General features: G+C 51.6%; 25 protein-coding genes, 5 tRNA genes and 1 pseudogene. 26 read left to right on the top strand and 5 right to left on the bottom strand.

Going from position 1 to position 25,497, the window contains the following annotated elements:
• Nucleotides 1-29: 29 nt before the first annotated feature.
• From BLQ82_RS09455 to BLQ82_RS09505, 11 genes are all read left to right on the top strand, one after another.
• Nucleotides 30-782, top strand: a complete 753-nt coding sequence (locus BLQ82_RS09455) for an MBL fold metallo-hydrolase (RefSeq protein WP_062523952.1) — start codon at nucleotides 30-32, stop codon at nucleotides 780-782.
• 150 nt (nucleotides 783-932) lie between these two features.
• Nucleotides 933-1,008, top strand: a tRNA-Asn gene (locus BLQ82_RS09460).
• 7 nt (nucleotides 1,009-1,015) lie between these two features.
• Nucleotides 1,016-1,104 (top strand) — tRNA-Ser (locus tag BLQ82_RS09465).
• A gap of 1,263 nt (nucleotides 1,105-2,367) precedes the next feature.
• Nucleotides 2,368-3,273 carry a branched-chain amino acid ABC transporter permease gene (locus tag BLQ82_RS09470; protein WP_062523824.1) on the top strand — a complete coding sequence of 302 codons (906 nt, stop codon included), beginning with the start codon at nucleotides 2,368-2,370 and terminating at the stop codon, nucleotides 3,271-3,273.
• Nucleotides 3,274-3,285: 12 nt separating this feature from the next.
• Nucleotides 3,286-4,254: a branched-chain amino acid ABC transporter permease gene (locus tag BLQ82_RS09475; protein ID WP_062523953.1), complete on the top strand. Its 969-nt coding sequence runs from the start codon at nucleotides 3,286-3,288 to the stop codon at nucleotides 4,252-4,254.
• On the top strand, nucleotides 4,223-5,005 hold the full coding sequence (locus BLQ82_RS09480; protein WP_062523825.1) for an ABC transporter ATP-binding protein: 783 nt from the start codon (nucleotides 4,223-4,225) through the stop codon (nucleotides 5,003-5,005). Before BLQ82_RS09475 ends, BLQ82_RS09480 begins: the two co-directional genes overlap by 32 nt.
• A 5-nt stretch (nucleotides 5,006-5,010) precedes the next feature.
• Nucleotides 5,011-5,712 (top strand): ABC transporter ATP-binding protein, encoded by a 702-nt coding sequence (locus tag BLQ82_RS09485; RefSeq protein ID WP_062523826.1) that lies wholly within the window; start codon nucleotides 5,011-5,013, stop codon nucleotides 5,710-5,712.
• 77 nt (nucleotides 5,713-5,789) lie between these two features.
• Nucleotides 5,790-6,989 (top strand): ABC transporter substrate-binding protein, encoded by a 1,200-nt coding sequence (locus BLQ82_RS09490; protein ID WP_062523827.1) that lies wholly within the window; start codon nucleotides 5,790-5,792, stop codon nucleotides 6,987-6,989.
• 125 nt (nucleotides 6,990-7,114) lie between these two features.
• Nucleotides 7,115-8,251, top strand: coding sequence for an alanine dehydrogenase (gene ald / locus BLQ82_RS09495; RefSeq protein ID WP_062523828.1), 1,137 nt, complete (start codon nucleotides 7,115-7,117; stop codon nucleotides 8,249-8,251).
• A 157-nt stretch (nucleotides 8,252-8,408) separates the two neighbouring features.
• A tRNA-Glu gene (locus BLQ82_RS09500) sits at nucleotides 8,409-8,483 on the top strand.
• A 168-nt stretch (nucleotides 8,484-8,651) separates the two neighbouring features.
• A tRNA-Leu gene (locus BLQ82_RS09505) sits at nucleotides 8,652-8,734 on the top strand.
• A 97-nt stretch (nucleotides 8,735-8,831) separates the two neighbouring features.
• Here the strand turns inward: BLQ82_RS09505 and BLQ82_RS09510 are convergent.
• Nucleotides 8,832-9,029, bottom strand: a complete 198-nt coding sequence (locus tag BLQ82_RS09510) for a hypothetical protein (protein WP_020428361.1) — start codon at nucleotides 9,027-9,029, stop codon at nucleotides 8,832-8,834.
• Between the two features lie 150 nt (nucleotides 9,030-9,179).
• Between BLQ82_RS09510 and BLQ82_RS09515 the strand changes: the two genes are divergently transcribed.
• Complete coding sequence (locus BLQ82_RS09515; protein WP_062523829.1) at nucleotides 9,180-9,545, top strand: helix-turn-helix domain-containing protein; 366 nt, start codon at nucleotides 9,180-9,182, stop codon at nucleotides 9,543-9,545.
• 84 nt (nucleotides 9,546-9,629) lie between these two features.
• Nucleotides 9,630-9,712: transfer RNA gene (locus BLQ82_RS09520), tRNA-Leu, on the top strand.
• Nucleotides 9,713-9,849: 137 nt separating this feature from the next.
• Here the strand turns inward: BLQ82_RS09520 and BLQ82_RS09525 are convergent.
• Entirely contained in the window at nucleotides 9,850-10,332 is a 483-nt protein-coding gene (locus BLQ82_RS09525; RefSeq protein WP_062523830.1) for a glutathione peroxidase, read from the bottom strand.
• 186 nt (nucleotides 10,333-10,518) lie between these two features.
• Between BLQ82_RS09525 and BLQ82_RS09530 the strand changes: the two are divergent.
• The 3 genes and pseudogenes from BLQ82_RS09530 (at nucleotide 10,519) to BLQ82_RS09540 (ending at nucleotide 11,919) form a co-directional block, all read left to right on the top strand.
• Nucleotides 10,519-10,937 (top strand): annotated as a pseudogene (locus BLQ82_RS09530) (organic hydroperoxide resistance protein).
• A gap of 179 nt (nucleotides 10,938-11,116) precedes the next feature.
• Nucleotides 11,117-11,395, top strand: a complete 279-nt coding sequence (locus BLQ82_RS09535; RefSeq protein WP_020428353.1) for a hypothetical protein — start codon at nucleotides 11,117-11,119, stop codon at nucleotides 11,393-11,395.
• 104 nt (nucleotides 11,396-11,499) lie between these two features.
• Nucleotides 11,500-11,919 (top strand): thiol-disulfide oxidoreductase DCC family protein, encoded by a 420-nt coding sequence (locus BLQ82_RS09540; RefSeq protein WP_062523831.1) that lies wholly within the window; start codon nucleotides 11,500-11,502, stop codon nucleotides 11,917-11,919.
• 76 nt (nucleotides 11,920-11,995) lie between these two features.
• Here BLQ82_RS09540 and BLQ82_RS09545 read toward each other — a convergent pair whose 3' ends face one another.
• The gene (locus BLQ82_RS09545) at nucleotides 11,996-13,183 is read right to left on the bottom strand and encodes a copper amine oxidase N-terminal domain-containing protein (protein ID WP_062523832.1); all 1,188 of its coding nucleotides are present in this window, start codon (nucleotides 13,181-13,183) and stop codon (nucleotides 11,996-11,998) included.
• 274 nt (nucleotides 13,184-13,457) lie between these two features.
• Here BLQ82_RS09545 and BLQ82_RS09550 point away from each other — a divergent pair, with 274 nt between their 5' ends.
• The 10 genes from BLQ82_RS09550 (at nucleotide 13,458) to BLQ82_RS09595 (ending at nucleotide 24,022) form a co-directional block, all read left to right on the top strand.
• Entirely contained in the window at nucleotides 13,458-14,627 is a 1,170-nt protein-coding gene (locus BLQ82_RS09550) for a P-loop NTPase family protein (RefSeq protein WP_062523833.1), read from the top strand.
• Nucleotides 14,624-15,856 carry a TadA family conjugal transfer-associated ATPase gene (locus BLQ82_RS09555; protein WP_062523834.1) on the top strand — a complete coding sequence of 411 codons (1,233 nt, stop codon included), beginning with the start codon at nucleotides 14,624-14,626 and terminating at the stop codon, nucleotides 15,854-15,856. Before BLQ82_RS09550 ends, BLQ82_RS09555 begins: the two co-directional genes overlap by 4 nt.
• 56 nt (nucleotides 15,857-15,912) lie before the next feature.
• On the top strand, nucleotides 15,913-16,716 hold the full coding sequence (locus tag BLQ82_RS09560; protein ID WP_082722695.1) for a type II secretion system F family protein: 804 nt from the start codon (nucleotides 15,913-15,915) through the stop codon (nucleotides 16,714-16,716).
• A gap of 14 nt (nucleotides 16,717-16,730) precedes the next feature.
• Nucleotides 16,731-17,603, top strand: a complete 873-nt coding sequence (locus tag BLQ82_RS09565) for a type II secretion system F family protein (RefSeq protein WP_062523835.1) — start codon at nucleotides 16,731-16,733, stop codon at nucleotides 17,601-17,603.
• Nucleotides 17,604-17,616: 13 nt separating this feature from the next.
• Nucleotides 17,617-17,808: a Flp1 family type IVb pilin gene (locus BLQ82_RS09570; RefSeq protein WP_025704990.1), complete on the top strand. Its 192-nt coding sequence runs from the start codon at nucleotides 17,617-17,619 to the stop codon at nucleotides 17,806-17,808.
• Nucleotides 17,805-18,467: a TadE/TadG family type IV pilus assembly protein gene (locus tag BLQ82_RS09575; protein ID WP_062523836.1), complete on the top strand. Its 663-nt coding sequence runs from the start codon at nucleotides 17,805-17,807 to the stop codon at nucleotides 18,465-18,467. The genes BLQ82_RS09570 and BLQ82_RS09575 overlap by 4 nt, the downstream gene beginning before the upstream one ends.
• A gap of 74 nt (nucleotides 18,468-18,541) precedes the next feature.
• The gene (locus tag BLQ82_RS09580) at nucleotides 18,542-20,800 is read left to right on the top strand and encodes a hypothetical protein (protein ID WP_157243814.1); all 2,259 of its coding nucleotides are present in this window, start codon (nucleotides 18,542-18,544) and stop codon (nucleotides 20,798-20,800) included.
• Nucleotides 20,801-20,817: 17 nt separating this feature from the next.
• Nucleotides 20,818-21,840, top strand: a complete 1,023-nt coding sequence (locus BLQ82_RS09585) for a TadE/TadG family type IV pilus assembly protein (protein WP_143013391.1) — start codon at nucleotides 20,818-20,820, stop codon at nucleotides 21,838-21,840.
• Nucleotides 21,840-22,349 carry an A24 family peptidase gene (locus tag BLQ82_RS09590; protein WP_062523838.1) on the top strand — a complete coding sequence of 170 codons (510 nt, stop codon included), beginning with the start codon at nucleotides 21,840-21,842 and terminating at the stop codon, nucleotides 22,347-22,349. Before BLQ82_RS09585 ends, BLQ82_RS09590 begins: the two co-directional genes overlap by 1 nt.
• A gap of 17 nt (nucleotides 22,350-22,366) precedes the next feature.
• Nucleotides 22,367-24,022: a DUF6382 and FHA domain-containing protein gene (locus BLQ82_RS09595; protein WP_062523839.1), complete on the top strand. Its 1,656-nt coding sequence runs from the start codon at nucleotides 22,367-22,369 to the stop codon at nucleotides 24,020-24,022.
• A 47-nt stretch (nucleotides 24,023-24,069) separates the two neighbouring features.
• On the opposite strand, the gene BLQ82_RS09600 is transcribed toward BLQ82_RS09595, so the two are convergent.
• Nucleotides 24,070-24,975 carry a TIGR01777 family oxidoreductase gene (locus BLQ82_RS09600; RefSeq protein ID WP_062523840.1) on the bottom strand — a complete coding sequence of 302 codons (906 nt, stop codon included), beginning with the start codon at nucleotides 24,973-24,975 and terminating at the stop codon, nucleotides 24,070-24,072.
• A gap of 16 nt (nucleotides 24,976-24,991) precedes the next feature.
• The gene (locus BLQ82_RS09605; protein ID WP_062523956.1) at nucleotides 24,992-25,456 is read right to left on the bottom strand and encodes a DUF2621 domain-containing protein; all 465 of its coding nucleotides are present in this window, start codon (nucleotides 25,454-25,456) and stop codon (nucleotides 24,992-24,994) included.
• Nucleotides 25,457-25,497 lie beyond the last annotated feature (41 nt).

The following is a 25,497-nucleotide window of genomic DNA, read 5'->3' on the forward strand; positions in this document are numbered from 1 at the left end:
AGACAGGCTAGATGAAAGAGGTGTTTATATTGAAAATACAGCTCATCCGCAACGCGGCCCTATGGCTGGAATACGGCGGTATAACTTTTCTGGTGGATCCCATGCTCAGCGAAAAAGAGGCGAATCCGCCCGTACCGAATTCTCCGAATGCACGCAGAAATCCGCTGGTATCCTTACCGGGGCCTGCTCAAAAGTGGCTTGCACCTGACGCTGTACTCGTTACGCATCTGCATCAGGATCATTGGGATGAAGCGGCGGTGTCTCTTTTGCCCCATGAACTTCCAGTGTTATGCCAGGCTGGAGATGAAGGGACTCTAGCGGCACAGGGCTTTGGGCATGTATCCGCGATTGAGGACCTTGAGGCGAAGAACTTCCGGGGGGTGACCCTGAAGCGGACCGGTGGCCAGCATGGCACGGGAGAAATCGGAAAGCTCATGGGTAAGGTGTCCGGTTTTGTGTTCCGCGCCGAAGGTGAGCCAGTGCTGTATGTGGCCGGTGACACGATTTGGTGCGATGAAGTGAAAGAGGCCCTGGATGAACACAAGCCGGAGGTCATCATCGTCAATGCCGGGGGAGCACAATTCCTGGCCGGTGGACATATAACCATGAATGAACAGGACATTATAGAGTTGTGCCGCTATGCCCCGGAAGCATCTGTAATTGCCGTGCATATGGAAGCCATCAACCATTGCCTGGTTACCCGGGAACAGCTTGCCGCCCGGCTGGGGCAGGCGGGATTGCTGGAGCGCGTCCAGATTCCGGCAGACGGGGAATGGTGTTGAGGTCAGAGACCAGGAATGACTAGGAATGACCAAAAATGACTAAGACCCCCTCTGGGTTGCTGCCGATCCTGAAAACGATCTCAAAAATAGTGAGTTATGCTTGACTAGACCACAAAATCATGATAAATTATTTCTTGTTCATGTTAATGTTCCCTGATAGCTCAGTTGGTAGAGCACTCGACTGTTAATCGAGTTGTCACAGGTTCGAGTCCTGTTCGGGGAGCCATTTTCTTGGAGAGATACCCAAGTGGCTATAAGGGGACCCTCTGCTAAGGGGTTAGACTGCGTAAGCGGTGCGAGGGTTCGAATCCCTCTCTCTCCGTATCGAAATACTTCCCTGTTAGGGATGAGAAGCCTCTGTGGTTCGTTGGAGCATAAACTTCGTTAGGATTACATCGCAATCTCTTGCGAAGCGAGAGTATCCCTCTCTCTCCGTATCGAAATACTTCCCTGTTAGGGATGAGAACCCTCGGTGGTTCGTTGGAGCATAAACAAACTTTATAAACGATTTCATACAAAAAGAGCTTCCGGCGGAGGTTCTTTTTCTGTTGTTTGAGGAAACTGAACTATACATAAAATTTGGATTACTTGGACGCTGCAGAGGATAAGCTGTAGGCGGTGAAGAAGCAAATTTGGTCCTTCTGCTGAATGAAGCGGACTGAGAGGGCGTTATTTTACAAAAAAGGTTAGTGAGGAAATCAGGCGTGGGGAGTTGCAGGATGATAGTGGTGCCAAGAAGCAGTTGAGTATGCGCTAGTTGGAAAAAGTGAACTTCTTTCTCTCCAAAACCGAACAATGCTGAGATTTAAGTGGAAAAAGGAAACTTAATTGGGCAATATTACTCTGTCAGAGGCGGAATGAGCTGGATTAGTTACCCTTTTTCCACTTAATACTGGAGCAGAGGGTGCTACGAGTCAATGAGTTAACCTGTTTCCACCTAAACTGTGCAGCAGGGGATGCTACGGGCCAATTAGCGGCCCTTTTTCCACCTGGAATTGCCGCGGAATTCATGGAGAGCTCCAGGCACCGCTAACTGACAACTAAACCGATTGCATCGTCCAGTGAAGGACGGCGTAGCCGTTTCTACTTGTGTTTTTTATGTTAAAAAGCCTCCATCCGCTTTCTACATATCCCCATAGTCCGACAAAAAAATCTGCCGATGCAACCCGTCACCCCTTTAATAAATTGAAGGATTGATGCTGTAAAGAGACAAATGTTATATTAATTGCGGAAAAATAAAGTATTGTATTAGAAAAGGAAAAAAGTTCAAAAAAAGGCGTGCTTCAAAAACCTCCGGTTTTCTCCGTTTTTCTAGACATTAATCATTTTCACTAAGTTACTTCACTTATAAATTACCATTAGTGTCATAAAACCTTACATAAATTTCTGAAAATTGTATTACATTGCATTTTTGTTAGTGACGAGGATATAAGTCTGTGTTAATATAAATGACATCATAGAGCTGGAAGATGAAAATTATGTAAAGAATGTAAACGTCGGAAACAACGCAAACAACGCAAACAACGCAAACAACGCAAAGTAGAGAAAGGGGATTTAAAATGACTATGGGGAAAAGAGGATGGCGATGGAGTATTTCATTCAGCAATTAATTAACGGGATTTCCGTAGGCAGTATCTACGCGCTGATCGCCCTTGGTTACACCATGGTTTACGGGATTATCAAGCTGATCAATTTTGCGCATGGGGATGTATTTATGGTGGGGTCGTTTATCGGCCTGTACAGTGCCAGGTATTTGGCAAATGCAGGTTTTCCTCCGGTTGTCGTTCTGATTCTGTCACTTGTCATTTCCATGACGATCAGTGCGCTGCTGGGCATAACGGTTGAACGGCTGGCCTACAAGCCGCTGCGCAAATCGACGCGGATTGCTGCTCTGATTACGGCGATAGGCGTATCCTTTCTGCTTGAATATACCGGGGTGCTCATTCTCGGGCCGCAGGCTCAAGGCTTCCCGGACATTATGGATAAGAAACAGTACACGCTCTTCGGATCATCCATTCAAGTGGAATCGAATCAGGTAATGATTCTTCTAACAACGATAATTCTTATGATTATACTGCAATATATTGTCCGTTACACCAAAACCGGTAAAGCCATGCGTGCGGTATCGTTCGACGTGGAGGCGGCGCGGTTGATGGGAATCAACGTAGACCGCACCATTTCAGCAACCTTTGCCATCGGTTCAGCGCTTGCCGCCGCAGCCGGTGTGATTTTTGGCATGACCTACAATTCAGTAGATCCTCTAATGGGGGTTATGCCTGGACTTAAGGCCTTTGTGGCCGCTGTACTTGGAGGCATCGGAAGCATCCCGGGTGCACTTGTAGGCGGGCTGCTGCTGGGAACGGTAGAGACGGAAATTTCCTCGCTGGGATTTTCCTCCTGGCGTGATGGTGTAGCTTTTGCCGTACTGATTCTGATCCTTATCTTCAAACCATCCGGATTGTTTGGCAAGAATGTCCGGGAGAAAGTGTAGGTGGGAATCCAAGTGAAGAAGCTAAATAAAAATTTCTGGGTAGGCATTATTGCTGCCCTGGCTTTTTACGGAGTCGTTCAAGTTCTCTTAACAACGGGAATATTCACTGATGTAACGAGATCTATGCTGCTTTTGATTGGTGTGAACATCATGCTGGCGGTATCGCTCAACCTGATAACCGGGATTACCGGACAGTTTTCCATCGGTCATGCAGGATTTATGTCGGTAGGTGCTTATACTTCGGCTATTCTGACGCTTGACTACAATGTGCCATTTGTTCCGGCGATTATTGCCGGTGGTTTGCTCGCTGCGGTGTTTGGCGTATTGATCGGCATGCCGACACTCCGCCTGAACGGTGACTATCTGGCCATTGCTACTCTTGGCTTCGGTGAAATTATCCGCATCATCATGCTCAACACGGAATATGTCGGCGGAGCTTCAGGACTGAGCGGCATTCCGGCCAAAACCACATGGACCATGCTGTTCCTGTTCACCCTGATTACAGTAGTAGTGATCAACAACTTCATCGGGTCTACACACGGCCGCGCTTGTATCGCCATCCGTGAGAATGAGATTGCCGCGGAGGCTATGGGGATCAACACCACCCGTTACAAAATCATTGCTTTTACCATCGGTGCCTTGTTTGCCGGTATGGCCGGCGGGTTGTCAGCTCATACGTTCTATGTTATTACTCCGGGCAGCTTCAACTTCCTGAAGTCGTTCGAAATCATTGTTATGGTAGTGCTCGGAGGACTTGGCAGTACGGCCGGTTCCATCGTCGGAGCGGTCTTCGTTACTCTGCTCTATACGTATTTGCGTGAATTCCCGGAATGGCGGATGATTATCTATTCAATCGTTCTGATCCTGATGATGATCTTCCGTCCAAGCGGCCTGCTTGGCAAAACCAAATTTTCTCTAGGCAAGTTCGGCAAAAAGGAGGCCAAAGCAAATGACGCAATCAGCGAAAACAGTGCTCCTTGATGTTAAAGAGGCCAGCCGCTCCTTTGGCGGACTTAAAGCCCTTAGCGAAGTTTCCCTACATATAGACACTGGTGAGCTTATCGGTCTGATCGGACCCAACGGTGCAGGCAAAACAACACTGTTCAACCTGCTGACCGGAGTTTACCCGCCCTCTACAGGAAGTATCATCCTTAACAATGAGTCGATCGGCGGCATGAAGCCCTACAAGATTAACCACAAAGGGGCGGCGCGCACTTTTCAGAACATCCGGCTGTTTACATCCATGACCGTGCTGGAAAATGTCAAAATTGCCTTCCACCAGCATGCCAGACACTCCCTGTTCACCTCGATGCTCCGGCTGCCGAAGCACTTCAAGGGAGAGGATGAAATCACGCAGAAGGCTATGGATATCCTGAAAATTTTTGATCTGGATGAGCAGAGTGAAGAGGTTGCCAGCAATCTCAGCTACGGGAACCAGCGGCGTCTTGAAATTGCGCGGGCTCTCGCTGCCGGGCCGAAGCTGCTGCTCCTGGACGAACCGGCAGCGGGAATGAACCCGAATGAAACCCGTGATCTGATGAATCTGATTGCCTGGATCCGCAAGGAGTTTGATCTTACGATTCTCCTGATTGAACACGATATGTCTCTTGTTATGGGCGTTTGCGACCGGATTTATGTGCTTGACCGCGGCATGCTGATTGCGAATGGCACACCCACGGAGATCCGGAGCAATCCGAAGGTCATCGAAGCGTATTTGGGACAGGAGGCGTAACGGCTATGCTCAGAGTACAAGGAATCAACGTTTATTATGGAGCGATTCACGCTCTGAAGGACCTTAGCATTGAGGTGAGGCAAGGGGAGATTGTGACCTTGATCGGTGCCAACGGCGCCGGCAAATCGACACTGCTCCAAACACTATCCGGCCTGCTGAAGCCAAAAACAGGCAGTATTGAATTTCTCGATAAATCCATTACGAACCAGAGCGTCCAGTCGATTGTGAAGCAGGGACTTATTCATTGCCCCGAAGGGCGGCGCGTATTCGCCAATATGTCGGTAGAAGAAAATCTTGAGCTTGGCGCTTATTTGCAGAATCCGTCCAGTCTGGCGGCTGATTTTGAGAGGGTCTACAATACCTTCCCGAGACTTCTGGAGCGCAAAAAGCAGCAGGCCGGAACGCTGTCCGGCGGCGAGCAGCAGATGCTTGCTATGGGCCGTGCGCTTATGGGACACCCCAAGCTGCTGCTGCTGGATGAACCGTCCATGGGGCTTGCCCCGCTTCTGGTCCGGGATATTTTTACAATCGTCAAAGAAGTGAACGATGCCGGCACAACCGTGCTGCTTGTGGAGCAGAATGCGCATCAGGCCCTCAAAATCGCCCACCGCGCCTATGTGCTGGAAACGGGCAGAGTAGTGCTGGAAGGTGACGCTAAGGAATTGGCGGATTCCGAAGAGATTAAAATGGCTTACCTCGGACACTAGGTCCGGGCCGGGCTGACATTTTGCGGCATCATGGAAACAACATATAAAATTCATTATTCGGGAGGCTGAGAGAAACAATGAAGAAAATTGGGGCCATTATTTTGTCGACGGTACTGACAGCAATATTAGCATCGGGCTGCGGCAACAACAACACAGAGAAGAGCGGCAACTCTGCAAGCGGCGGCAACACTGGCGGGGGCACAATCAAAATCGGTGCTGACCTTGAGCTCACAGGCGGCCAGGCTTCTTTCGGCGACTCCGCATCAAAGGGCGCGAAGCTGGCTGTGCAGCAGATTAACGACGCAGGCGGTATTCTTGGCAAAAAACTGGAACTGGTTGTATCCGATAATGCCTCAAAATCCGAGGAAGCCACGCAGGTCGCGCAAAAACTGATCACTACGGATAAGGTGGTTACCATTATTGGCGCTTCCACCTCTACCAACACCCTGGGGATCGTTCCGGTAGCAACCGAAAAAGAAATCCCGCTCGTCTCCGTAGGTGCCACCAACCCTAAGGTTACTGTTGACGAACGCACCAGCAAAGTGAACGACTGGGTATTCCGCGCTGCCTTCATCGATCCGTTCCAAGGCCAGGTAATGGCTAACTTTGCCCTGGATTCCCTGAAAGCCAAAACAGCGGTCATCTACACAGATACGTCGAGTGACTATTCGAAGGGGCTGCAGAAGTTTTTCGAAGAAACCTTCAAATCCAAAGGCGGAGAAGTGCTGAGCCAAGAGTCCTACCAACAGAAGGATTCTGACTTCAAAGCTGTGCTGACCCGTATCAAAGCCGCTAACCCGGATGTTATTTACCTCCCAGGCTACTATGAAGAAGTGGGTAAAATCCTGAAACAGGCACGTGAAATGGGCATCACTGCCCCATTCCTGGGCGGAGATGGCTGGGATTCCCCGCAGCTGGCGGAAATCGCCGGTGCAGATGCGCTGAACGACACGTATATGTCCAATCACTACTCGCCGGAAGATACGGCTGCAGAAGTTACCAGCTTCGTAGATGCCTACAAGGCAGCTAACGGCGGGGCAGTGCCCGATGGCATGGCCGCGCTGGGTTATGATGCACTCAAACTGGTTGCCGATGCCATTACCCGTGCCGGAGAAGCAGACCCTGCTAAGATTAAAGACGCTTTGGCAGCAACCAAAGACCTGCAGCTGGCGACCGGTAAAATTACACTGAATGAGACGCATGACCCGGTAAAAGCGGCTGTAGTGCTGAAGTTCGTTGCCGGCAAGCAGACATTCGAAACGAAGGTTAATCCTTAAGCTGACCTTGCGCATATGATAAAATAAATCTAACCGCTGAAAAGAAAGGCTCATAAGTGGGCCTTTCTTTTCGCATCCTAATACACTGTAGGCTTACACCCCCATCACATCAAGGAGGCGATGACATGATTGTCGGCGTGCCCAAAGAAATCAAGAACAACGAGAACCGTGTAGCGATCACGCCAGCCGGAGTTGAAGCACTCCGCAAAGCAGGCCATGAGGTGTTTATTGAGCAAGGGGCTGGTTCGGGCAGTGGCTTTGTGGATAGCGAGTATCTGAATAAGGGTGCAGCAATAGCGGAGTCCGCTGCGGAAGTGTGGAGCAAGGCGGACATGATTATAAAAGTGAAAGAACCGCTGCCGGAAGAGTACGGCTATTTCCGCAAGGGGCTGATTCTGTTTACCTATCTGCATCTGGCTCCGGAAGCCGGATTGACTGCAGCTCTGGTTAAGAGCGGCGTAACAGCGGTCGGATATGAGACGATCCAGCTGGAGGACGGCTCCTTGCCGCTGCTCACTCCAATGAGCGAGGTGGCCGGACGGATGGCTGTTCAGATTGGAGCCCGGCTATTGGAGAAGCCGCATGGAGGCAAAGGCGTGCTGCTCGGCGGTGTTCCCGGTGTCCAGCCGGGTGAGGTGGTGATCCTGGGCGGAGGTATTGTAGGCACCAACGCGGCCAAGATTGCACTTGGCTTGGGGGCAAGAGTAACCGTGCTCGACCGGAATGCGAACCGGCTCCGGGCTCTCGATGATATTTTTGGCGGACGGCTCATTACCCTCATGTCTGATTCGTACCACATCGAACAAGCTGTACGCAAAGCGGATCTGCTGATCGGCGCCGTACTGATTCCAGGTGCCCGGGCACCCAAGCTGGTAAAAGAGTACATGGTGCAGCAAATGGCAGAAGGCTCTGTTATTGTGGATGTTGCGATTGATCAGGGCGGTTCCATAGAAACCATTGACCGGATCACCACCCATGAAAATCCTACCTATGTGAAGCACGGAGTTGTCCATTATGCTGTAGCTAACATGCCGGGCGCGGTGGCCCGGACCTCGACCCTTGCGCTCACGAATGTAACCATTCCCTATGCGCTGCAGATCGCGAATCTGGGCATTTATACGGCTGCGCGAAACAATGCGGCTCTGGCCAGCGGTATTAATGTGGCCGCCGGTTATGTGACCAATCCCGCTGTGGCGCAAAGTCTTGGCTATGAAGCTGCAATTGGCATAGAGGTGCTGGCTGCTGCCGGAGCAGGAAGCTAGATGTGCTGCCGTTCAGCAGTGTGGACCGGAAATGACAGGGGACTGTATTGTAAACGGATGCAGCTCCCCACGATTTGATGAAAAAAACTTCTTGTCAAAAATCACTGTGTTTGATATACTCATTTTTGTTGTGACAAACACGCAAGTTATCAATCATGGCTCGTTGGTCAAGGGGTTAAGACACCTCCCTTTCACGGAGGTAACATGGGTTCGAATCCCATACGAGTCACCATTTCTTCTGCGGGTTTCGGGATGAGAATCCATAGGGTTCGTTGAAGCATAGGCTTCGTTAGGAATACTTCGCAATCTCGTAACAGAGTGGAGAGTATCCCATACGAGTCACCATTTCTTCTGCGGGTTTCGGGATGAGAATCCATAAGGTTCGTTGAAGCAATATTATGCGGTAGTGGTGGAATGGCAGACACGCTATCTTGAGGGGGTAGTGGGTGTATACCCGTGGAGGTTCGAGTCCTCTCTACCGCATACAGTCACAATAGGCCGCTCCTGGATCAGAGTACTTTGTCTGATGGGGAGCGGCTTTTTGTATACGAAGCTGGCTGTCACACGCGATGCCCAAAGGCTACGATGGAGGCAGGCCCAAAAGCTCTGAAACCTGGCGCCGGTAGCGTTCTGCTTTGCGGGTGCCGTGGATCAGGTTGGATAGGCGATAAGGCGGGATGTTGTAGATCTCACAGAATTTTTTCTGGTCAAGATGCAGCTCTGTCAGCCGTTGCTTGATTGCCCAGCCGTAGGGAGTAATAGGACGTTTACTGTTCAAAAGGGGCTCACCTCTTATCGACTATCCAGCCGTGTGATATAATGGGATAAGACATAATAATAGTTAATTATATACTTTTTTACGTCATTTTACAATAAAAATTACGTAAATAAGTGTTTTTTATCAAATATAATGGAGGGCGGTTAGACGATGCAGTCCATCTATGAAAGAATTGAATACCTCATTAAGCAAAAGGGAATCACCAAGAAATCGTTCTGCGAACAGTTGAATATCAGCACAGGGAACATGGGAGATTGGAAGCGGGGCAAGTCGACACCCGGTACGCATAAGCTGATTGAGATCGGAGCCTTTTTTCATGTGAGTCTCGATTGGCTGATCTTAGGCAAAAAGACACCTGAAATGGTGCGTGAAGGTTCGGAGGATTATTTTTTTGGCCAATTGCGGCAATTGAATTGCCAAACCGATGAACTGAAGCCTGAAGAGCAGCATTTCATTAAGGAATACATCGCGTTTACCCAATACCGCAAGCAAAAAGAAACGGAAGAAAATTCTTAATCCAGGCAGCTTTACTTTTTGCAGGAACCGATTTATAATATTGAATGTTGGCCTCAAACAACGCATTAACGCAACACACACCGCGCGGTAGTGGTGGAATGGCAGACACGCTATCTTGAGGGGGTAGTGGGTGTATACCCGTGGAGGTTCGAGTCCTCTCTACCGCATTAGTTACAACGACAGTAAAAGTCCTTCGTAAGAAGGGCTTTTTTGTGTTCAGTTTCGATAAATATGCGGATAAAAAAGACTCTTCGCACATGGCATTGAGCTGTGCATGAAGAGTCTTTTTTGGCTAACCGTGTAGTTATTTCTCAAGCAGCTTGGCGATGTCCGCCTCGATCTGGTCCGGTGTGGTCTGCGGGGCGAACCGCTTCAGCACACGGCCTTCCTGGTCAACCAGGAACTTGGTGAAGTTCCATTTGACGCTTTTGGAGCCCAGTACGCCCGGTGCTTCCTTGGAGAGGTATTTGAAGAGCGGATGCGCCCCGTCACCCTTCACTTCAATCTTCTCGTACATCGGGAAGGTTACCCCATAATTGATTTCGCAGAACTCTGCGATGTCTTCACTCTCGCCCGGCTCTTGGCCTGCAAACTGATTGCTTGGAAAGCCGAGTACTTCAAAACCGCGGTCCTTGAATTTATCGTACACTTCCTGGAGACCCTTGTACTGGGGAGTAAAGCCGCATTTGCTGGCTGTATTGACGACGAGCAGCACTTTGCCTTTGTACTTGGATAGGGATTCTTCCTGACCGCGCAGCGTGTTGGCTTCATAATCATAAATACTCATCAATGATACCTCCCGAACATTAATTTATCACAATTTAATTTTACACTATTTATCGTAAGAATCAAGCTGCAGGAGGATAACAACATCGCATCTCCGTTTCAAACCAAGCCCGTTGTTTAAGTAAAAAGTATGAGCAGTTAAAATTTGGCTTGAAAAAGGAGAGAATAGGCGATGACAGCATTAACAATGAAACCTTTGTACACTGCTTCTGCTACGGTCCGCGGCGGACGCGAAGGGTCAGTGGAATCCTCGGACGGTGCTCTGAAGCATGATCTCAAAATGCCGAAGGAACTGGGTGGACCGGGAGGTATGGGGACGAACCCGGAGCAGCTGTTCGCAGCAGGCTATGGCGCTTGTTATGAGAGCGCTCTGCAAATATCGCCCGTAAAGAGGGCGTGAAGCTTCAGGATGTAGTTGTGACCTCCAACGTGCTGATCGGCAAGGATGAAAGTGATGGAGGCTTCAAGCTGGCGGTAAAGCTGGATGTAAGCCTGCCCGGTATTGAACGCGCACAAGCAGAGGACCTTGCCCGCAAAGCTCATGAGTTCTGTCCCTACTCCAAGGCGACCCGTGGCAATATTGAGGTTGAACTGAACGTGCTGTGAACCGTGTTTTTTGGAAATAATGTCTAAATAGAGTCGGGAATTTCAGGCCGGGCCATAAATCGCAGGCAGGAGCGTCTGCTTTGGTTGACATCACCCCTAAAATTCTTTAATATGTCTAAGTATCTGTTAATGTCGCGCGTGCAATTAACTACCAAAAATTTAAATAATGGGTGATGAAGATGTCTTACAGACCGAATATTACGAATGTGACCAAAGCCAGCAGCAACGATAAGGAAGGATTGTACGAGTTCATTATCAAGCTTGCTGACGGAACGGAGTGCCGCGCGTTCTACAATCGGTTTCCGGAATGGAAAATGACGAACATCAGCCGCCTGCTTAAGACTCCATGTCCGGTGTGCCGCAAAGATTTCATCTGTAAATGTATGGAAGCCTTCACAGCTGATTTCGAAGGGCAGATGCTCGGGAACGAATGGATCGACAAAGCAATCGCAGAGTAAATTGAACGGACGGTTATGAAGGCGTGGGAGCTTATCCCGCGCTTTTGTTTTTTTTCGGGGAGAATTCTGGATATACTGTGACTATTGATGGGGGGAGAGCAGTAGTGGAAGTACATGAGGAAGCTCTAACAAACAAAGCAATTGTGCTGATTGATGGGGTCTGCCATCTGTGCCAGGGGCTGGTGCGGTTCATTATCCCCCGTGATTCCCGAGGCCGGATTCTGTTTGCCCCTTTACAGAGTGAGATTTCCCGTAAGCTGATGAATGACAGCGGTCTTGTGCCCGGGCAGCTCAGCACGGTTGTCCTGCTGGAGAACGGTGTCTGCTATACAGAATCGGCTGCAGTGCTGCGGATCGCCCGCAGACTGCGTTTTCCGTGGCCTGCTGCTTATCTGTTTATCATTATCCCCCGTCCGCTGCGGGACGCCCTGTACAGGTTAGTTGCGAGGAATCGTTACCGCTGGTTCGGCCGGGATGAGCAATGTATGGTCCCGACGCCGGAGATCCGGAAGCGGTTCCTGTAGAAGATATCATAAACACAGCAGGTGCTCCGATAGAGCCCTGCTGCGTTTTTTGTAAACAGAGTAATGTCAAGTTGGCCTAGTTGGTCAGCGGTTTGGCGCCAAGGCTATAAGTTTGTACCAGCTTCCACTTGCCATCTGCCGATTTCTTGACGGTTGTCACGGTTTCGGCCCGGTTATCGGTGAACTGTGGACCCTTAAGCTTTTTGGTTGTCATAACGGCATAAATCGCGGCTTCATTATCATTGTAATAAATAACTTTGGATGACTCCAGTTTGGATTCCAAATCATAGGAGTTAAAAAGCTGCTTGTAAGTCTGCTCGCTCAGTTTATAAGCTGGGGAGGATTCGTCTATGGTAGAGAGTACGCTAGTCAGATCTTCTTTGTTGGTGTAATCCGTATTCGCCTGCAGCACGGCCTTGATCTGCTCTTCATCGGCTGCCGGAACGGTGATTCTGGCTTCAAGCGCTCCTGCAGGGAGAGAATATTGGACAGCCTGGATTTGCACATTGCTGATCAGCCAGTTGGAGCCGGTGGTATTTTTGGTAAGAGAATAAATGTATTCTGCAGTACTGTTCGGTGTGAAGGCCCCGCCGGTTCTCTCCGTTGTTTCCACAACATCCACGGTTGCTTCCTTCTCCTTGATATCGATAATATCCATTCTGGCAATGGTCGTGGTGACGTCGTAAGCTGCCATCTGATCCTTGAATGCTGTTGCAGCTGCGGCCAGCGGTGACTTCGGATCGATCAAACTTATAAATCCCTCGTAATCTTCTTTGTTGGAATAGCTGACGTATTGATCAAAAAGCTCGGAAATCCCCTTGTCGTCCGCGCTGTTCAGACTGCTTTTGATTTCTACGGAATTGGCTTTGGCGTTCCAGACTACACTTTTGCCTGTTGCTTCGCCTACGAAACGGAGCGGGACATATGTAACGTTGTTGACCATTTTTGGAGCGGTTGCCAGCTGCTTTACGGCCCCGTTCACAGTCGCTTTTTTGCTGCCGAGCTGCAGGGTGATTGCCAGGCCTTCCTTGGAGGCTGTAATGGTGCCTGTCTTGGAATTCCACACCAGGGTAAGACCCAGCTTCTCAAAAATCGGACGCATAGGAACGAGGATGGAACCTTGATCCTTGACTGGCGCGCTGCTGCTCAGGTTCAGTTTCTGCTGATCAACCGTTACGGTGATGGGCTGCTCTGCCGCTGCTGCCGATACGCAGATAGCACCGGATATGGCTACAGCGGCAAGAAAACCGGGTACAAATTTCATGTGTCGAAAATCTCCTTTTGTTATATGTTGGGGGTATGCAAATGATGAACGTATAAATTATACAGGATGATAGAGGTCCGGGGAATATCCTGTGCTGGATATAGGAACTGAGGGAATTTTGGAGTAGTTAAAAAAAGGTATTGCTGTGATCTAATATATATGCTACTATAGCTGTAAATTATAGGAATAGTAACGGAAGCACCGTTCAATGACCGTATCCCACGGTTATTGGCGGTGCTTTTTTGCTGTCTTTTTGCAGAAAGGAGAGTGTGACATGGCGGCGAGAATCGTGCTCGCAGTACGGGAGAGCCAATATATTGAGCCATTGCTCCATTATATTCACCATAGTGAATATGGAGGGATGCTGCGGGTCAGCGCGTTCAGCGTGCTGGATGCTTTTATGGAGTTTATGCAGGGAGAGGAAGTCCCGGACGCGGTTGTAGGAGATCTTTCTTTTATTGAGGCGTGGCTGGTGGAAGGGAGGAATTCAGTGCCGTGGGCAGTCCTTAGTGATGACGGGGACATCCGCGGCAATCCTTCCGGGAGTCTGGCGGGCGGACAAATGATTATCAAGTATCAGGCGCTGCCTTCCCTGTTGGAGTCCATACTTCAGCTATGCGATCTGAAGCGAAGCCGGACGGCGTCCGTGCCCAAGGAGGAGACGTTGCTGCTGGGTGTGGTCTCAGCCAGTGGCAGCAGCGGCAAAACCACGTTAGCGCTCAATATGGCGAAGCAGCTTGGGGGGCTGGGACTGTCTGTTTTTTATCTGAATCTGGAAAGTGTGGACAGCAGCGGGTTGTTCTTGCGCCTGCCGGACGGAAACGCCCCTGGTCTGGAGCGTCTGCTGTATGAACTGAAGGCAAGCGCCGGAGAGGGAGGCCAAGCGCAATCAGGAAAGATGGAGCTTGAAAAGTATGTGATCCGGCATGAAAGTCTGCGAGCTGAGGCCTTTAGACCGGTGGACAATCTAAAGGAAAAGCTGGAGATGACGCTGACGGATACGCTGGATGTGCTCGAAGAGCTGTCCGGGGCGGGGCGCTATGATGTTGTCATTGTAGATACCGGGGGCATTGAGGAGCAGCAGACTCAGGCTGTTCTCCATAGATGCGGCCTCCTGCTCTGGGTGCTGACGAGTGATAAGAACAGTATGCACAAGACCGGGAGATGGCTGGAGCATTGCAGTAGACCCCACTCCGGCGGACTGCAGGAGGTACAGGGCAAAAGCAGGTTTGTGCTGAATTTTGCAGCCGATGCCCATAGGGGAGAGTTTCTTTCTGAAGGGTTGGAAATGGATGCTGTGCTTCCTTATATCTCTTCCTGGGCCACGCAGCACCATGGAGAGCTGTGCCTGAATTCTCCACAATTCATTCTCGGGATACAGCAGCTATGCTCGGGAATCATTGAGCCCGCGCTGCCGCGTGTCTTTACAGGGAATGGTATATGAATGAAGAGATGTTCCGGCTGCTTCGCAGTGACATCCGTTCCGGACTGGATCTGACCTCCGCAGTCGGCAACCGTGAGCTTACCGCTTATATAGAGAAGACGGTTCTTGCGCGGGACAGCCTGCGGCATCTGACCGCTCAAGAGAAGCATACCCTGGTCAAGAAGCTGTTCGATTCATTCCGGGGGCTGGATGTGCTGCAGCCGCTGGTGGATAATCCGGCGGTCACCGAGATTATGATCAACAGCCATGATGAGATTTTTGTCGAGGAGAACGGGCAGATCCGCCGCCTCCCGCTGGCCTTTGAGTCCAGCAGCCGATTGGAGGATATTATCCAGTCGGTGGTATCGGGTGTTAACCGGGTGGTCAACGATTCCTCGCCGATCGTGGATGCACGGCTGAAGGACGGGTCCCGGGTCAATATCGTCCTGCCGCCGGTAGCACTGAAGGGGCCGGCGATGACTATCCGCAAGTTTCCCGAAACGCCGATGACGATGAACGAGCTGATCCGCAGGGAAGCTGTAAGTATGGAGGCTGCGGAGCTTCTGCAGATGTTAGTGGCGGCGAAATACAATATTTTTATCAGCGGCGGCACTGGCTCAGGCAAGACAACCTTTCTAAATGCGTTGTCGCAGTTCATACCGCCGCAGGAGCGTGTGATAACGATTGAGGATTCAGCCGAGCTGCAGATCGTCACCGTACCAAATCTCGTCTCGCTGGAGACGAGAAATGCGAATACGGAAGGCCGGGGGGAGATCAGCATCCGTGACCTGATCCGCTCCTCGCTGCGGATGCGGCCGAACCGCATTGTGGTGGGCGAGGTTCGGGGCGCGGAATGTCTCGATATGCTTCAGGCGATGAATACCGGCCATGACGGCAGTCTCAGCACGGGCCACTCAAACAGTGCCCGGGATATGGTCAGCCGTCTGGAAACGATGGTACTCAGTGCTGCCGATCTGCCGGTGGCGGTTGTCCGGCAGCAGATTGGCTCTGCGATTGATATCTTCGTGCATCTGTCGCGGCTGCGTGACCGATCGCGCCGGGTGGTGGAGATCTGTGAGGTTGCCGGTGTCAGAGAGGGGGAGGTGGTGCTGAATCCACTGTATGAATTCCGTGAAACAGGTGAGACGGACGGACATGTTCAGGGCGGTCTGATCTTCAGCGGGAACCCGCTGCTGCATACCGGCAAGCTCAGGATGGCCGGAATCCGCTGGAAGGGGGAAGTGCTCTGAACTCGTTAAAACAGAAGGGACAGCATCTGCGAAACAGCGGTGCACACAGGTTGAGTATGAACAGCAGACCGCAGCAGGGAGCCGCTACACCGGTGGGGAATCCCGGCGCGGCGGCACAACTGCCGGACTATACCGTGTACATATTGACATCCTGGCACAAAATCACGGCAATGCTGGTTGGCGGAACGCTGCTCTGGGCGATTGGCTGCCTATTTTACCACAATGGGCTGTTCTCCCTGCTGCTGGTCCCGGGCGGGGCTTATGCGCCTCGAATACTGCGGGATTATCTTCACCGGCGGCGCCGTGCCGCGCTTAACCTGCAATTTAAGCAGATGCTGTTTTCGCTTTCTTCTTCATTGTCCGCCGGCCGCTCTGTGGAGAATGCCTTTCGCGAAGCGGTGCAGGATCTGCTGATGCTAGACCCGGAAGGCAGCAGCGATATGATCTCTGAGCTGAACATCATCTGTACACGCATGGAGTATGGACAGCCGGTTGAAGAAGCGCTGAATGATTTCAGCACACGGGCGGGCATGGAAGATGTTGAACGGTTCGCCGATGTATTCTCCGTCTGCAAACGGACTGGTGGCGACCTGGTAGAAATCGTGCGGCGCACTTCAACCATTATCGGGGAGAAACTGGATATGCAGCAGGAGATTTCCGTCAGCATCGCCCAGAAGAAATTTGAGGCCAAGGCTTTGCTGGTTTCGCCGCTTATCATGGTGATATTTATGAGTCTGACAGCGGGAGATTATATGCAGCCGATGTATACAGGTGCAGGCATCGTGATCTCTACGCTTGCACTTGGGATGCTTTTTCTATGCTACCTGTGGACTTCCAAAATCATGAATATTCCACTGTAAAGGAGGTGAAATGAATGACCTGGCTATGCGGCGCAACCGTGTTGACACTGGCACTTGGCTGGGTGCTGCTCCGTCTGAAATGCGGAAGCCGTTACGCTGGACTACGCACACTCCCAATGGAGGGACTGCGGCTGAGAGGGCTGAGTGAGCCATTTCTCTGGGTGATCGAGAGATGGAAGCTTGGAAGATATATTCCTTCCGTCATGTTCAGGGTTCAGCGTTCCCTGCAGCGAACCTACGGAACGCGCTACAGCGCAGAGCGGACACTGCTTTTTATGGGGGAGATGATCAGCTACAGCTGGCTGTTCCTGACAGCCGGAAGTGTGCTCACGGTGTTAAGCGGGGAGACAGCCGGGGCCGTGCTGGGGACATTTCTGGCGGTAATGCTTCCCGTTGCCCTGGTGAGTGATCTCCATAAGAAGGTACGGCTGCGGGAGCAGAATATCAGCTTTGAACTGCCGGAGCTGCTGAACAGCATTGTGCTTCTCGTAGGTGCAGGAGAAACAGTGCAGCGGGCGATCATCCGCTGTGTGGACAGCCGCAAGGAGGACACATCGCACCCGCTCTATAAGGAACTGCACCAAATGACTACCGAGTGGGACAGCGGCTATTCGTTCCAGCAGGCTTTTGAGAATTTCAGCAAACGCTGTGCGGTACAGGAGGTCTCACTGTTCACCACCACGGTGCTGCTTAATTACCGCAGAGGCGGAGCTGATTTTGTCCTGGCCCTGCGCGATCTCTCGCGGATGCTGTGGGAGAAACGGAAGGCGATTAGCCGGACGCGCGGGGAGCAGGCTTCTTCGAAGCTGGTTTTTCCGATGGTAGTCATCTTTTTAATTGTCATTGTGCTGGTGGGGACACCGGCGTTCATGATGCTCAAAATGTAGAAGGAGGAAGCTAATGATGAGTTCAATGCTGGCGGGAGCTGTACAAAGCTTTTGGAAGGACGAGGAAGGACTCGGTACGCTGGAGATGATTATGATCATTGCTGTGCTGATTGCGGTCGTCCTTCTCTTCAAGGACAAGATTCAGGAGGTAGTGGAAGCTCTGATTGAGACGGCTGGTGAAAAGAGCCAGAAAGTATTCGATTGAGTACGCTTCGGAAAGACGAGGGCAGCTTTACTATAGAAGCTTCTCTATTGCTGCCGATTATTATGTGCATCACTATGCTGCTGCTGTTCTTCTGTCTGTACAGCTATCAGAAGTCGATGCTGCTGCAGATCGCTTCAGCCGCTACGGAGCGTGCAGCTTACAACTGGGATAACACCCACAAAGAAACGAAGGGTGCTTACCCCGTTGGCGAATACGACCCGCTGTATTGGCGCATTGGCGATGATGCTCTGCTTTCCTCTTTATTCGGCATCGGCGCACCTGACGGTGGAGCAGCAATTACGCTCCCTGCCGCCAAGGATGGAGGCACACTGCCTGTGGTCAAGCTGGAGCATGCATCCGGTATGGTGCCGGCAAATATGCCGGGCGAGATGAAATATGCTTATAGCCTCGCAGGCCGGCAAATCAGCGCAGAGCTGAAGCGGATGCTGAATTTGCCTGTGCTGGATGGGATTCTTTCCGATAAGGCAGTCCCCGTGGTGCAGGCCCAGTCTGTGGTTGCTGAACCGGTTGAATTTATCCGTACCGTTGATCTTATGCGTTATTACGGTGCCAAATTCAAAGGCGGGCCAGACAGTGCCAAGTCAGGAACAGGGATGGAAAAGAAGAATGCAGCGATTATGTTGAACAAGCTGCACTGAGGAAGAGGAGCAGGCTGGAGGGGAAATTGATATTTGGGGAGCAGCGGCTAAGGGGAGGAAGGAGGATAGACCGCTTGAAGTCTGAAACTAAGCATGTTTTTGCGGGAGCTATAAGGTGTAGGATTGACAGATATACCCGATCGGATGGTTCAGTCTCTATCTTTTTAATTATGGTGCTGGCATTCGTTTTCCTGTTTACCGCTGTGCTGATTGACTATGCGCGCATTGCCGCTGTAAATGTACAGGAAGAGCGTTTGGCCAGGGCTGCAGTCCGTTCAGTCATGTCAGCTTATGATATTGAACTGAAAGACAAATACGGGCTTTTTGCTTATGGCGGCAATGACGGCGACCAGCTGCTGGCCAGTGTGCTGAATGATAATTTGTATGAGAGCGGACGCGGCGATGCTTTTAACCTGCTGCCTTTGAATTTGGATTCTTCTTCCTTAAGCTGGAGCCGCCCGCTTGGAAGCTATGATATTTTCCGCCGCCAGATTGTTGAAGAGATGAAATACAAGGCGCCGGTTGACTTTGCCCTGGAGCTGGCCGGTAAGTTCAAGCCGCTGTCTGCGGCAATGGGTGAAGCTTCACGGACAACCAAAGTGCTCGGCAAGCTGCAGCCTTTGTATGACGAGCGGGAGGAGGCGCTGGACCAAATGCTGAAGTCGCGGAAACAGGCGGCAGAGAGCGGAAAAGCACTGCAGGCGCTGATCATGAATCCGCCGGGTGACACTATCGTATTCACTCCGATAGGCAGTATCACCGCTGCTGCGGATATCCCGGCTATGTATGGTGACTATGTAGGTAAATATCACGCCGATATGCAGCGCAGGGCTGAGGGCAGAACTGCGTGGTACGAGTGTCTTTTGCAGTCTTATTTACAAGAATCCGCTGAAATGCTTGAGCAGGTTTCCGGCAGACAGGCCGCTTATCAGGAAGAGCAGCAACACTATTTGGAGGAGGCAGCGGCTGCGCTGGAGCGGGTCAAAGCTCTGAATGGTCAAATGAAAAGCCTGCTTGAGCAGTCCCGGAACAGCGGGCCGGACGATGCGCAGAACCCGGCGCGGAGCTGGGATATTCCAGGCGGCACAGCAGAGCTGAGCGCAGATCCGATCCATAAGCTGCGCGAACAGGAAGATTCGCTTATCCTCGCCGCAAGTGACATTAGTACGCTGGAGAATAGCTTGTCGGAACAGCAGACAGCTTCGCAGACCGTAATTCAGCAGGTCGCCCTCTTACCCGGAAGCTTGAGTCCGGCAACCGGATTGAATGCCGACGTTTCCGGCATGATAGCCAGTGTCCTGGGTGCATCCCAGACAGTCGACAGTTATATGCGCAATTATGGAAATGACGGCGTGCTCATTGCTGCTGATAGAGCGCGGATTGAGACTCACCGCACTTTCGACAGCCAGCGTAAGCAGACAGAGCAGGAGGCCAAAGGCAAGCTAGGCGGTGCCATGAAGCTGCTGGACCAAATCCGCGGGCTTGGTGCTGGCGCCGGGGAAGCTATGGAACGTTATCAGACGCTGCGTAATTATTATGACGACAATATAGCGTTTAACAAGGGATTGGACCAGGATACCGAGACGGGAACGGCAGATCAGAACCTCTATTCTGCCGGAAGCTCCTCCATGGTCAAAGTGGACGGACTCTATGCCGCAATGGGCAATGTGCTGGAGGGCGCCAGAGACAGGCTTTTTCAGACCGAATACGCGGCGCTGTATTTTCCTCCCTTTGATATCTCGCAGCTGTCCGGGTTAGCTTTAGGCTCTACAGATGAAGCGGCAGGGAAGCTGGCGGATCAGCTTGATCCTACGGCTCAGGAATTGGAGTATGTATTGTATGGCTTCTATAATCCGGCCGGGAATATAGCAGCAGCTTATGGAGAGATTTTTGCAGTGCGTCTGGCTATACGTACCATGGAGGGTTTTACAGAGCGCACAAGCCTGGGCAACCCACTGCTAATATTGGCTTCGGCACTTCTATACGGAGTCGAGCAGGCTGTGCAGGATATGCTGCTGTTATGTAAGAATGGTGAAATTCCACTCTCCAAATACATATCCGCCAAGCTGAGTTACCGGGATTATCTGCGCTTGTTTCTGGTGCTGCATGGAGGCGGGGACGTCCAATTATCGCGAATGCTGGCTTTAATCCGGCTGAATACCGGAAGTGATCCGGATGAGAAATTCACTTACGCAGCAGCAGATATCAAAATAGCTATGCCGTTATGGTTTTTGCCGGGAGTGGTGGAGCTGCTGGATTACGGCGGCGGTCTTTCCGGTGATGTGCAGGGTAAATTATACTACCGGACTGTACAGGCAGATTTTTCTTATTAGCTGGGAGGTGGAACAAGGTGAAGCAAAGGTTCCGGAAGCGGAGAAGACCGGGGTGTGAAGGCAGCATGGTTGTGGAAGCCGCTATGGTCCTCCCTATGTTTTTGCTGTTTGTCCTGTTCCTGATCTTCATCGTGCAAATGTCCTTATACTCGACGGCTCTGCAGAGCACAGCTTCGGATACGGTGAAGGTCATCTCGGCCCATATGTATCCTGCTGTACTGGCTGTGCAGAAACGGGAAGCCGGGAAAGAAGGAGGCGCTGCGGAAGGCTCAGACGGAGGAGCAGAAGCTTCTGGAGCTGCCGGACCCTCGGATAAATGGAGCATCCCCCGGCTCTCGCTTGAGGAGTGGAGTGACAGCTATGCGGCCGGCCTCCCGGAACCGATTGCTGGTTGGGTCCGTTCAGCCGTGAAGCGGGGAGAAGATCCCTTGCAAAAATTGCAGGCAGAGGCATCTGAAGGGGCGCTGGATCTGGCACTCAAGCCTGTAATGAAGCCCTATCTTTCAACAGACTGGCTGGAATATGACCGCATTCATGTTTCGAATGTGATTGTCCCGGACCTTAAGACAGGATCGCGCCCATACTTTGGACTTGTGGTGAGCTATGAACTGCCGATGAGGGTGCCTTTTCTGAATCAGCGGATCGTGCTGGAGGCCAGTTCGGTGGAGCGTCTGTGGGTAGGAAATACTGATGCTGAAAATGAAGAGGACAGTACAGGGGGCGGGGAAGGGCAGAGCTCCATTGTTATTCTGGAGAAGCCGAGCCCAGGAGTGGCCAATCATCAGGGCAGGATCCGGGTCAAGATTCCGCCCAATGCTTCAGCCAGCTTGTCCATCTTCTATAAAAGCGGCCAGAGCACAGCCAAATACTTGGGTTGGAAGCAGGCGGATGCGAACGGATATATCGATTGGGAATGGAAAATTGGAGTGAATACTACGCCGGGCACATGGCGTTTTGTTATCCAGCTGCAGGATGGCACCTCGCTGGAGGCAGCTTTTACAGTAGTGAAAAAAATTCAGGCGGAAGAAGGGAAAAAGTAATGGCGGTTTGGGCATTCTGGAGCTGTCTGCCCTTCCTGGCAGCAGCGCTCCTTACAGATATCCGCTTCATGAGGATACCGAACTGGATCACGCTCCCGCTGCTGGTAGCCGGGCTGGTTGTGCAGGGGATGATGAACGGACGCCAAGGATTTCTGGTATCCATATGCGGCGCAGGCACAGGTTTACTGCTCCTGCTGATCATGCATCTTCTGGGTGCGGTTGGAGCAGGAGATGTGAAGCTTTTTACGGGAATCGGTGCCTGGACGGGGATGCTGTTCACCTTGCAGGTTACTGTCTATTCTGTATTGTTCGGAGCGGTGATCGGATGGATCATTGTTCTTTCCAGACGGGAAACGGGCAGGCGCATTCGAGGAATTATCAGCAGGAGTGCCGGATTTTTAATGCTCCGGGATCCCCGGCTATTGAAGAGGCGAAGCGATGATCTGTTGAAATTCCCTTTTATGCTGGCGGTTGTTCCAGGGTTCATCTGTGCTTACTTGTACTTATAGTGGAGAGGTGAGGCGTATTGTTTGGATTAAGCCGTGATTTTGTACAGCGGGACGGCATCTCGATGCTGCTCAGCAAACCTGGGGGGCTGAGGCCGGATGAGCTCAATATAGTTCAGGCCCGTATGCTGATGAATACCGGGATTCCACATCATCTCCGGCTCCAGCTCAAAGAGATCAATTTGCAGGTAACCCTTGATTATGCGCTTTCCCGCCGGAAAATGCTCGGTCATCTTCTGAAGGGGAATAAGCTGGGCATGTCCGATTTTTTCGGACTTCTGCTGCAGATTGCGGCAGGGATGGAGGAGGGACGGTTATACATGCTGAGCGCTGAGCAGTATGTGCTGCATGAGGATTACATTTTTATCGAAGGACCTCTGCGCAGCGGCAAGGTGTATCTTACTTATCTTCCCCTGCAGGCTGCAGAATTTCCGGTGAGTGCAGGAGAAGCGCTGAAGTCACTGATTATGGCCCTTATGGCGTCTGTAAGAGAATTGTCCGGTGATGGAATGCAAAGGCTGCTGCATTACTGCGGGGAAGAGGAGTTCACTCCGGCCGGATTGAAGGAACTGCTAGCCGAACTGCTGACAGACGGTGAGGGGGCATACAGACTCACAGATCCTGCGCAGGCTGCGCCAAGCTCTGTTTGGCCGGATACAAATGGGCCGGCAGGGAGAGGCATTCGGGAATCAACTGGCACAGCGCCAAACATTGCATCTGCTGTTCCTGAGCAGAGCCAGACGGGGGAAGGGTTCGGGAATACCGCTGCTGAGACTCAAAAGCCTGCTCCATGGATGAGTGGTTATCCGCGACTCAAGCTAAAAGAGCTGCAGCCATTTCAGCAGCCGGATGATGGAGAAATGGGGAACAACGCTGCTCCTGCCCCCTCTGCCTACAGAACCTATACGGTGCTGGGCGGGGTTTTGGCTGATGCGGTATTATGGAAGTTTCTTTATTTGAACAATCCTAAGCTGCTTTGGATGGCTGTCTGCGCAATGGCGACGCTGGTACTGGGTGTATTATGCTGGCTGGTCTGGAGCGGAAAACTGATTATAGGTGTTGAGAGACAGGAAGAAGAGACTGAAGACGGTATGGAGGTTATGCGCCGGAGAAATCACAAGGAGCTGGAATGGGATTTTGGCCGGACTCCCGCAGCTTCCACCGTATCGCCTGCTGCTCCAGACATTAAAGTGCCTTCACAGAAATTGGAGATTCCTGCCTACGCTAATACTCAAGCTGCGCTTACGAAGGGGACGCAGCAGGAAAGAAGCCAACTCAAAATACCCGCGCCAATGCCTGTAGAAGCTACAGCTCTGCTGCAGCAGGATTTGCCTTCGGAGAATGAAGAGGCACGGAGAGTAAGCCATACAGTACCCTATCTTGAAAGAGTCCAGGAGAATGAGAGCGGGCTTCCGGAAAAAATCGTGCTGAACCGCCCCAGCTTTCTTATTGGCCGCTCTCCTGAGGTAGCGCAGTATGTGGAGAAGTCCGAGGGAGTTTCGAGAGTGCATGCGGAGATCCTTAAAAGCGGGGGAGGATATATCCTGAAGGATCTGGACTCCAGAAACGGCACATTATTTCAAGGGGAGGCGATGATCCCTTACAAGGAATATCCGCTGACCGAAGGGGCCGTGTTCACGATAGTAAAAGGCTGCTATACTTTCCGGTCAGCCTAAGGGGAAGCGATCAGGGACCTGTGATGTGGCAGCTCCCTGGGAGGATATTATTCCGCTTTCAGCTGCTCCAGCGCCGGCCGCAAGGTTGGATAAGTAAAAGTAAATCCATGTTCCAAGGCCTTGGCAGGGAGCACCCGCTGGCCTTTCAGAAGGATTTCCGAGAGCTCACCTGCGGCTGTCTTGAGCAGGAAGGCAGGGATAGGGAACCAGTGGGGACGATGATAGACCTTGCCGATCATTTTGCCGAATGCCTCATTGGTCACGGGATGCGGGGCAGTCGCATTGACAGGGCCTTCAATGCCGGGAGTTTGAACGCAGAAATCGATTAGCCGGACGATATCGGTGAGACCGATCCAGGACAGCCACTGCTTCCCGCTGCCGATCTTCCCGCCAAAGCCGAGCATGTAGGGCAGCTTCATCTTGGGGAAAGCACCGCTCTCGTTGCCCAGCACCACGCCAGTGCGCAGCTTGACTACTCTTACACCTTTGTAGGCTTCGTCTGCAGCTCCTTCCCAGGCTTCCACAACCTCGGACGGGAAATCCATCACATGGGCTGGAGAAGTTTCGTCATATGTATCCTCCAATGAAGTGCCATAGATAGCTATTGCGGAGGACTGAATCACTACGGGAGGTTTGTTTTGCAGCGCGTTCAGCAGCTTGGCTACCGCTGAAACGGTTTCAAGACGGGACTGCATAATGGACTTCTTGCCGCTTGGGCTCCAGCGCTGGCTCAGTGAGGAACCGGCAAGATTGACCAGGGCATCAGCGCCATAGGCAAGCTCCGGATGTGAAGCCAGACTGTCCCAAGTAAGGAAGCTTAGGGCCGGATGGGCAGCGGTTCGGGATTCAGGCTGTTTACGTCCGACAACAATAATCTGATGTCCACCCTGGAGCCAATATTCGGTAAGCTCACGTCCGATGAAGCCGCTGCCCCCACAGATTAGGTATTTCATAAGGTCGCTCCTTCGATTATTTAATCAGATGCTGATAAGGAGAGTAGTCGATACCGTTTTTCTCCAGGAAGCTGATCAGAAAACGGTTGTCACGGCGTGGGGTAGCCACGATATATCCTCTGATGCAGTGCTCGCGGGTTACCTCCGGCGCATGGCTCTCTACAGCGATCTTGCCAATCTCGGCGGCGATGGAATGCTTGGCGATATCACGGAAAGGGCTTGGCACAGGCTGAACGAGCTGATCCAGAAATGCCTTCATCTCGTCACTCCACAGTGGACGGCTGCGTTCGACCCAATAATTCTGCCAGTCCAGCTTGGATTTGCCATCGGCTTTCGGCAGTACTTTTAGGAATTTGCGGAACATGAAATAGCCGCCGATGCACATGCAGCCCAGCAGCACAAAAGTCCAAAATGCGATGGAGTTCATAAACCAGTTGCTCGGTGTTGCAGACAGCAAGCCTAAGCTTGATTTTGAATACATGAATACACCGCCTTTGACAATGATGATTGTCACAAACTTGA

Source organism: Paenibacillus jilunlii, assembly GCF_900102965.1.
Classification (GTDB): Bacteria; Bacillota; Bacilli; order Paenibacillales; family Paenibacillaceae; genus Paenibacillus_AQ; species Paenibacillus_AQ jilunlii.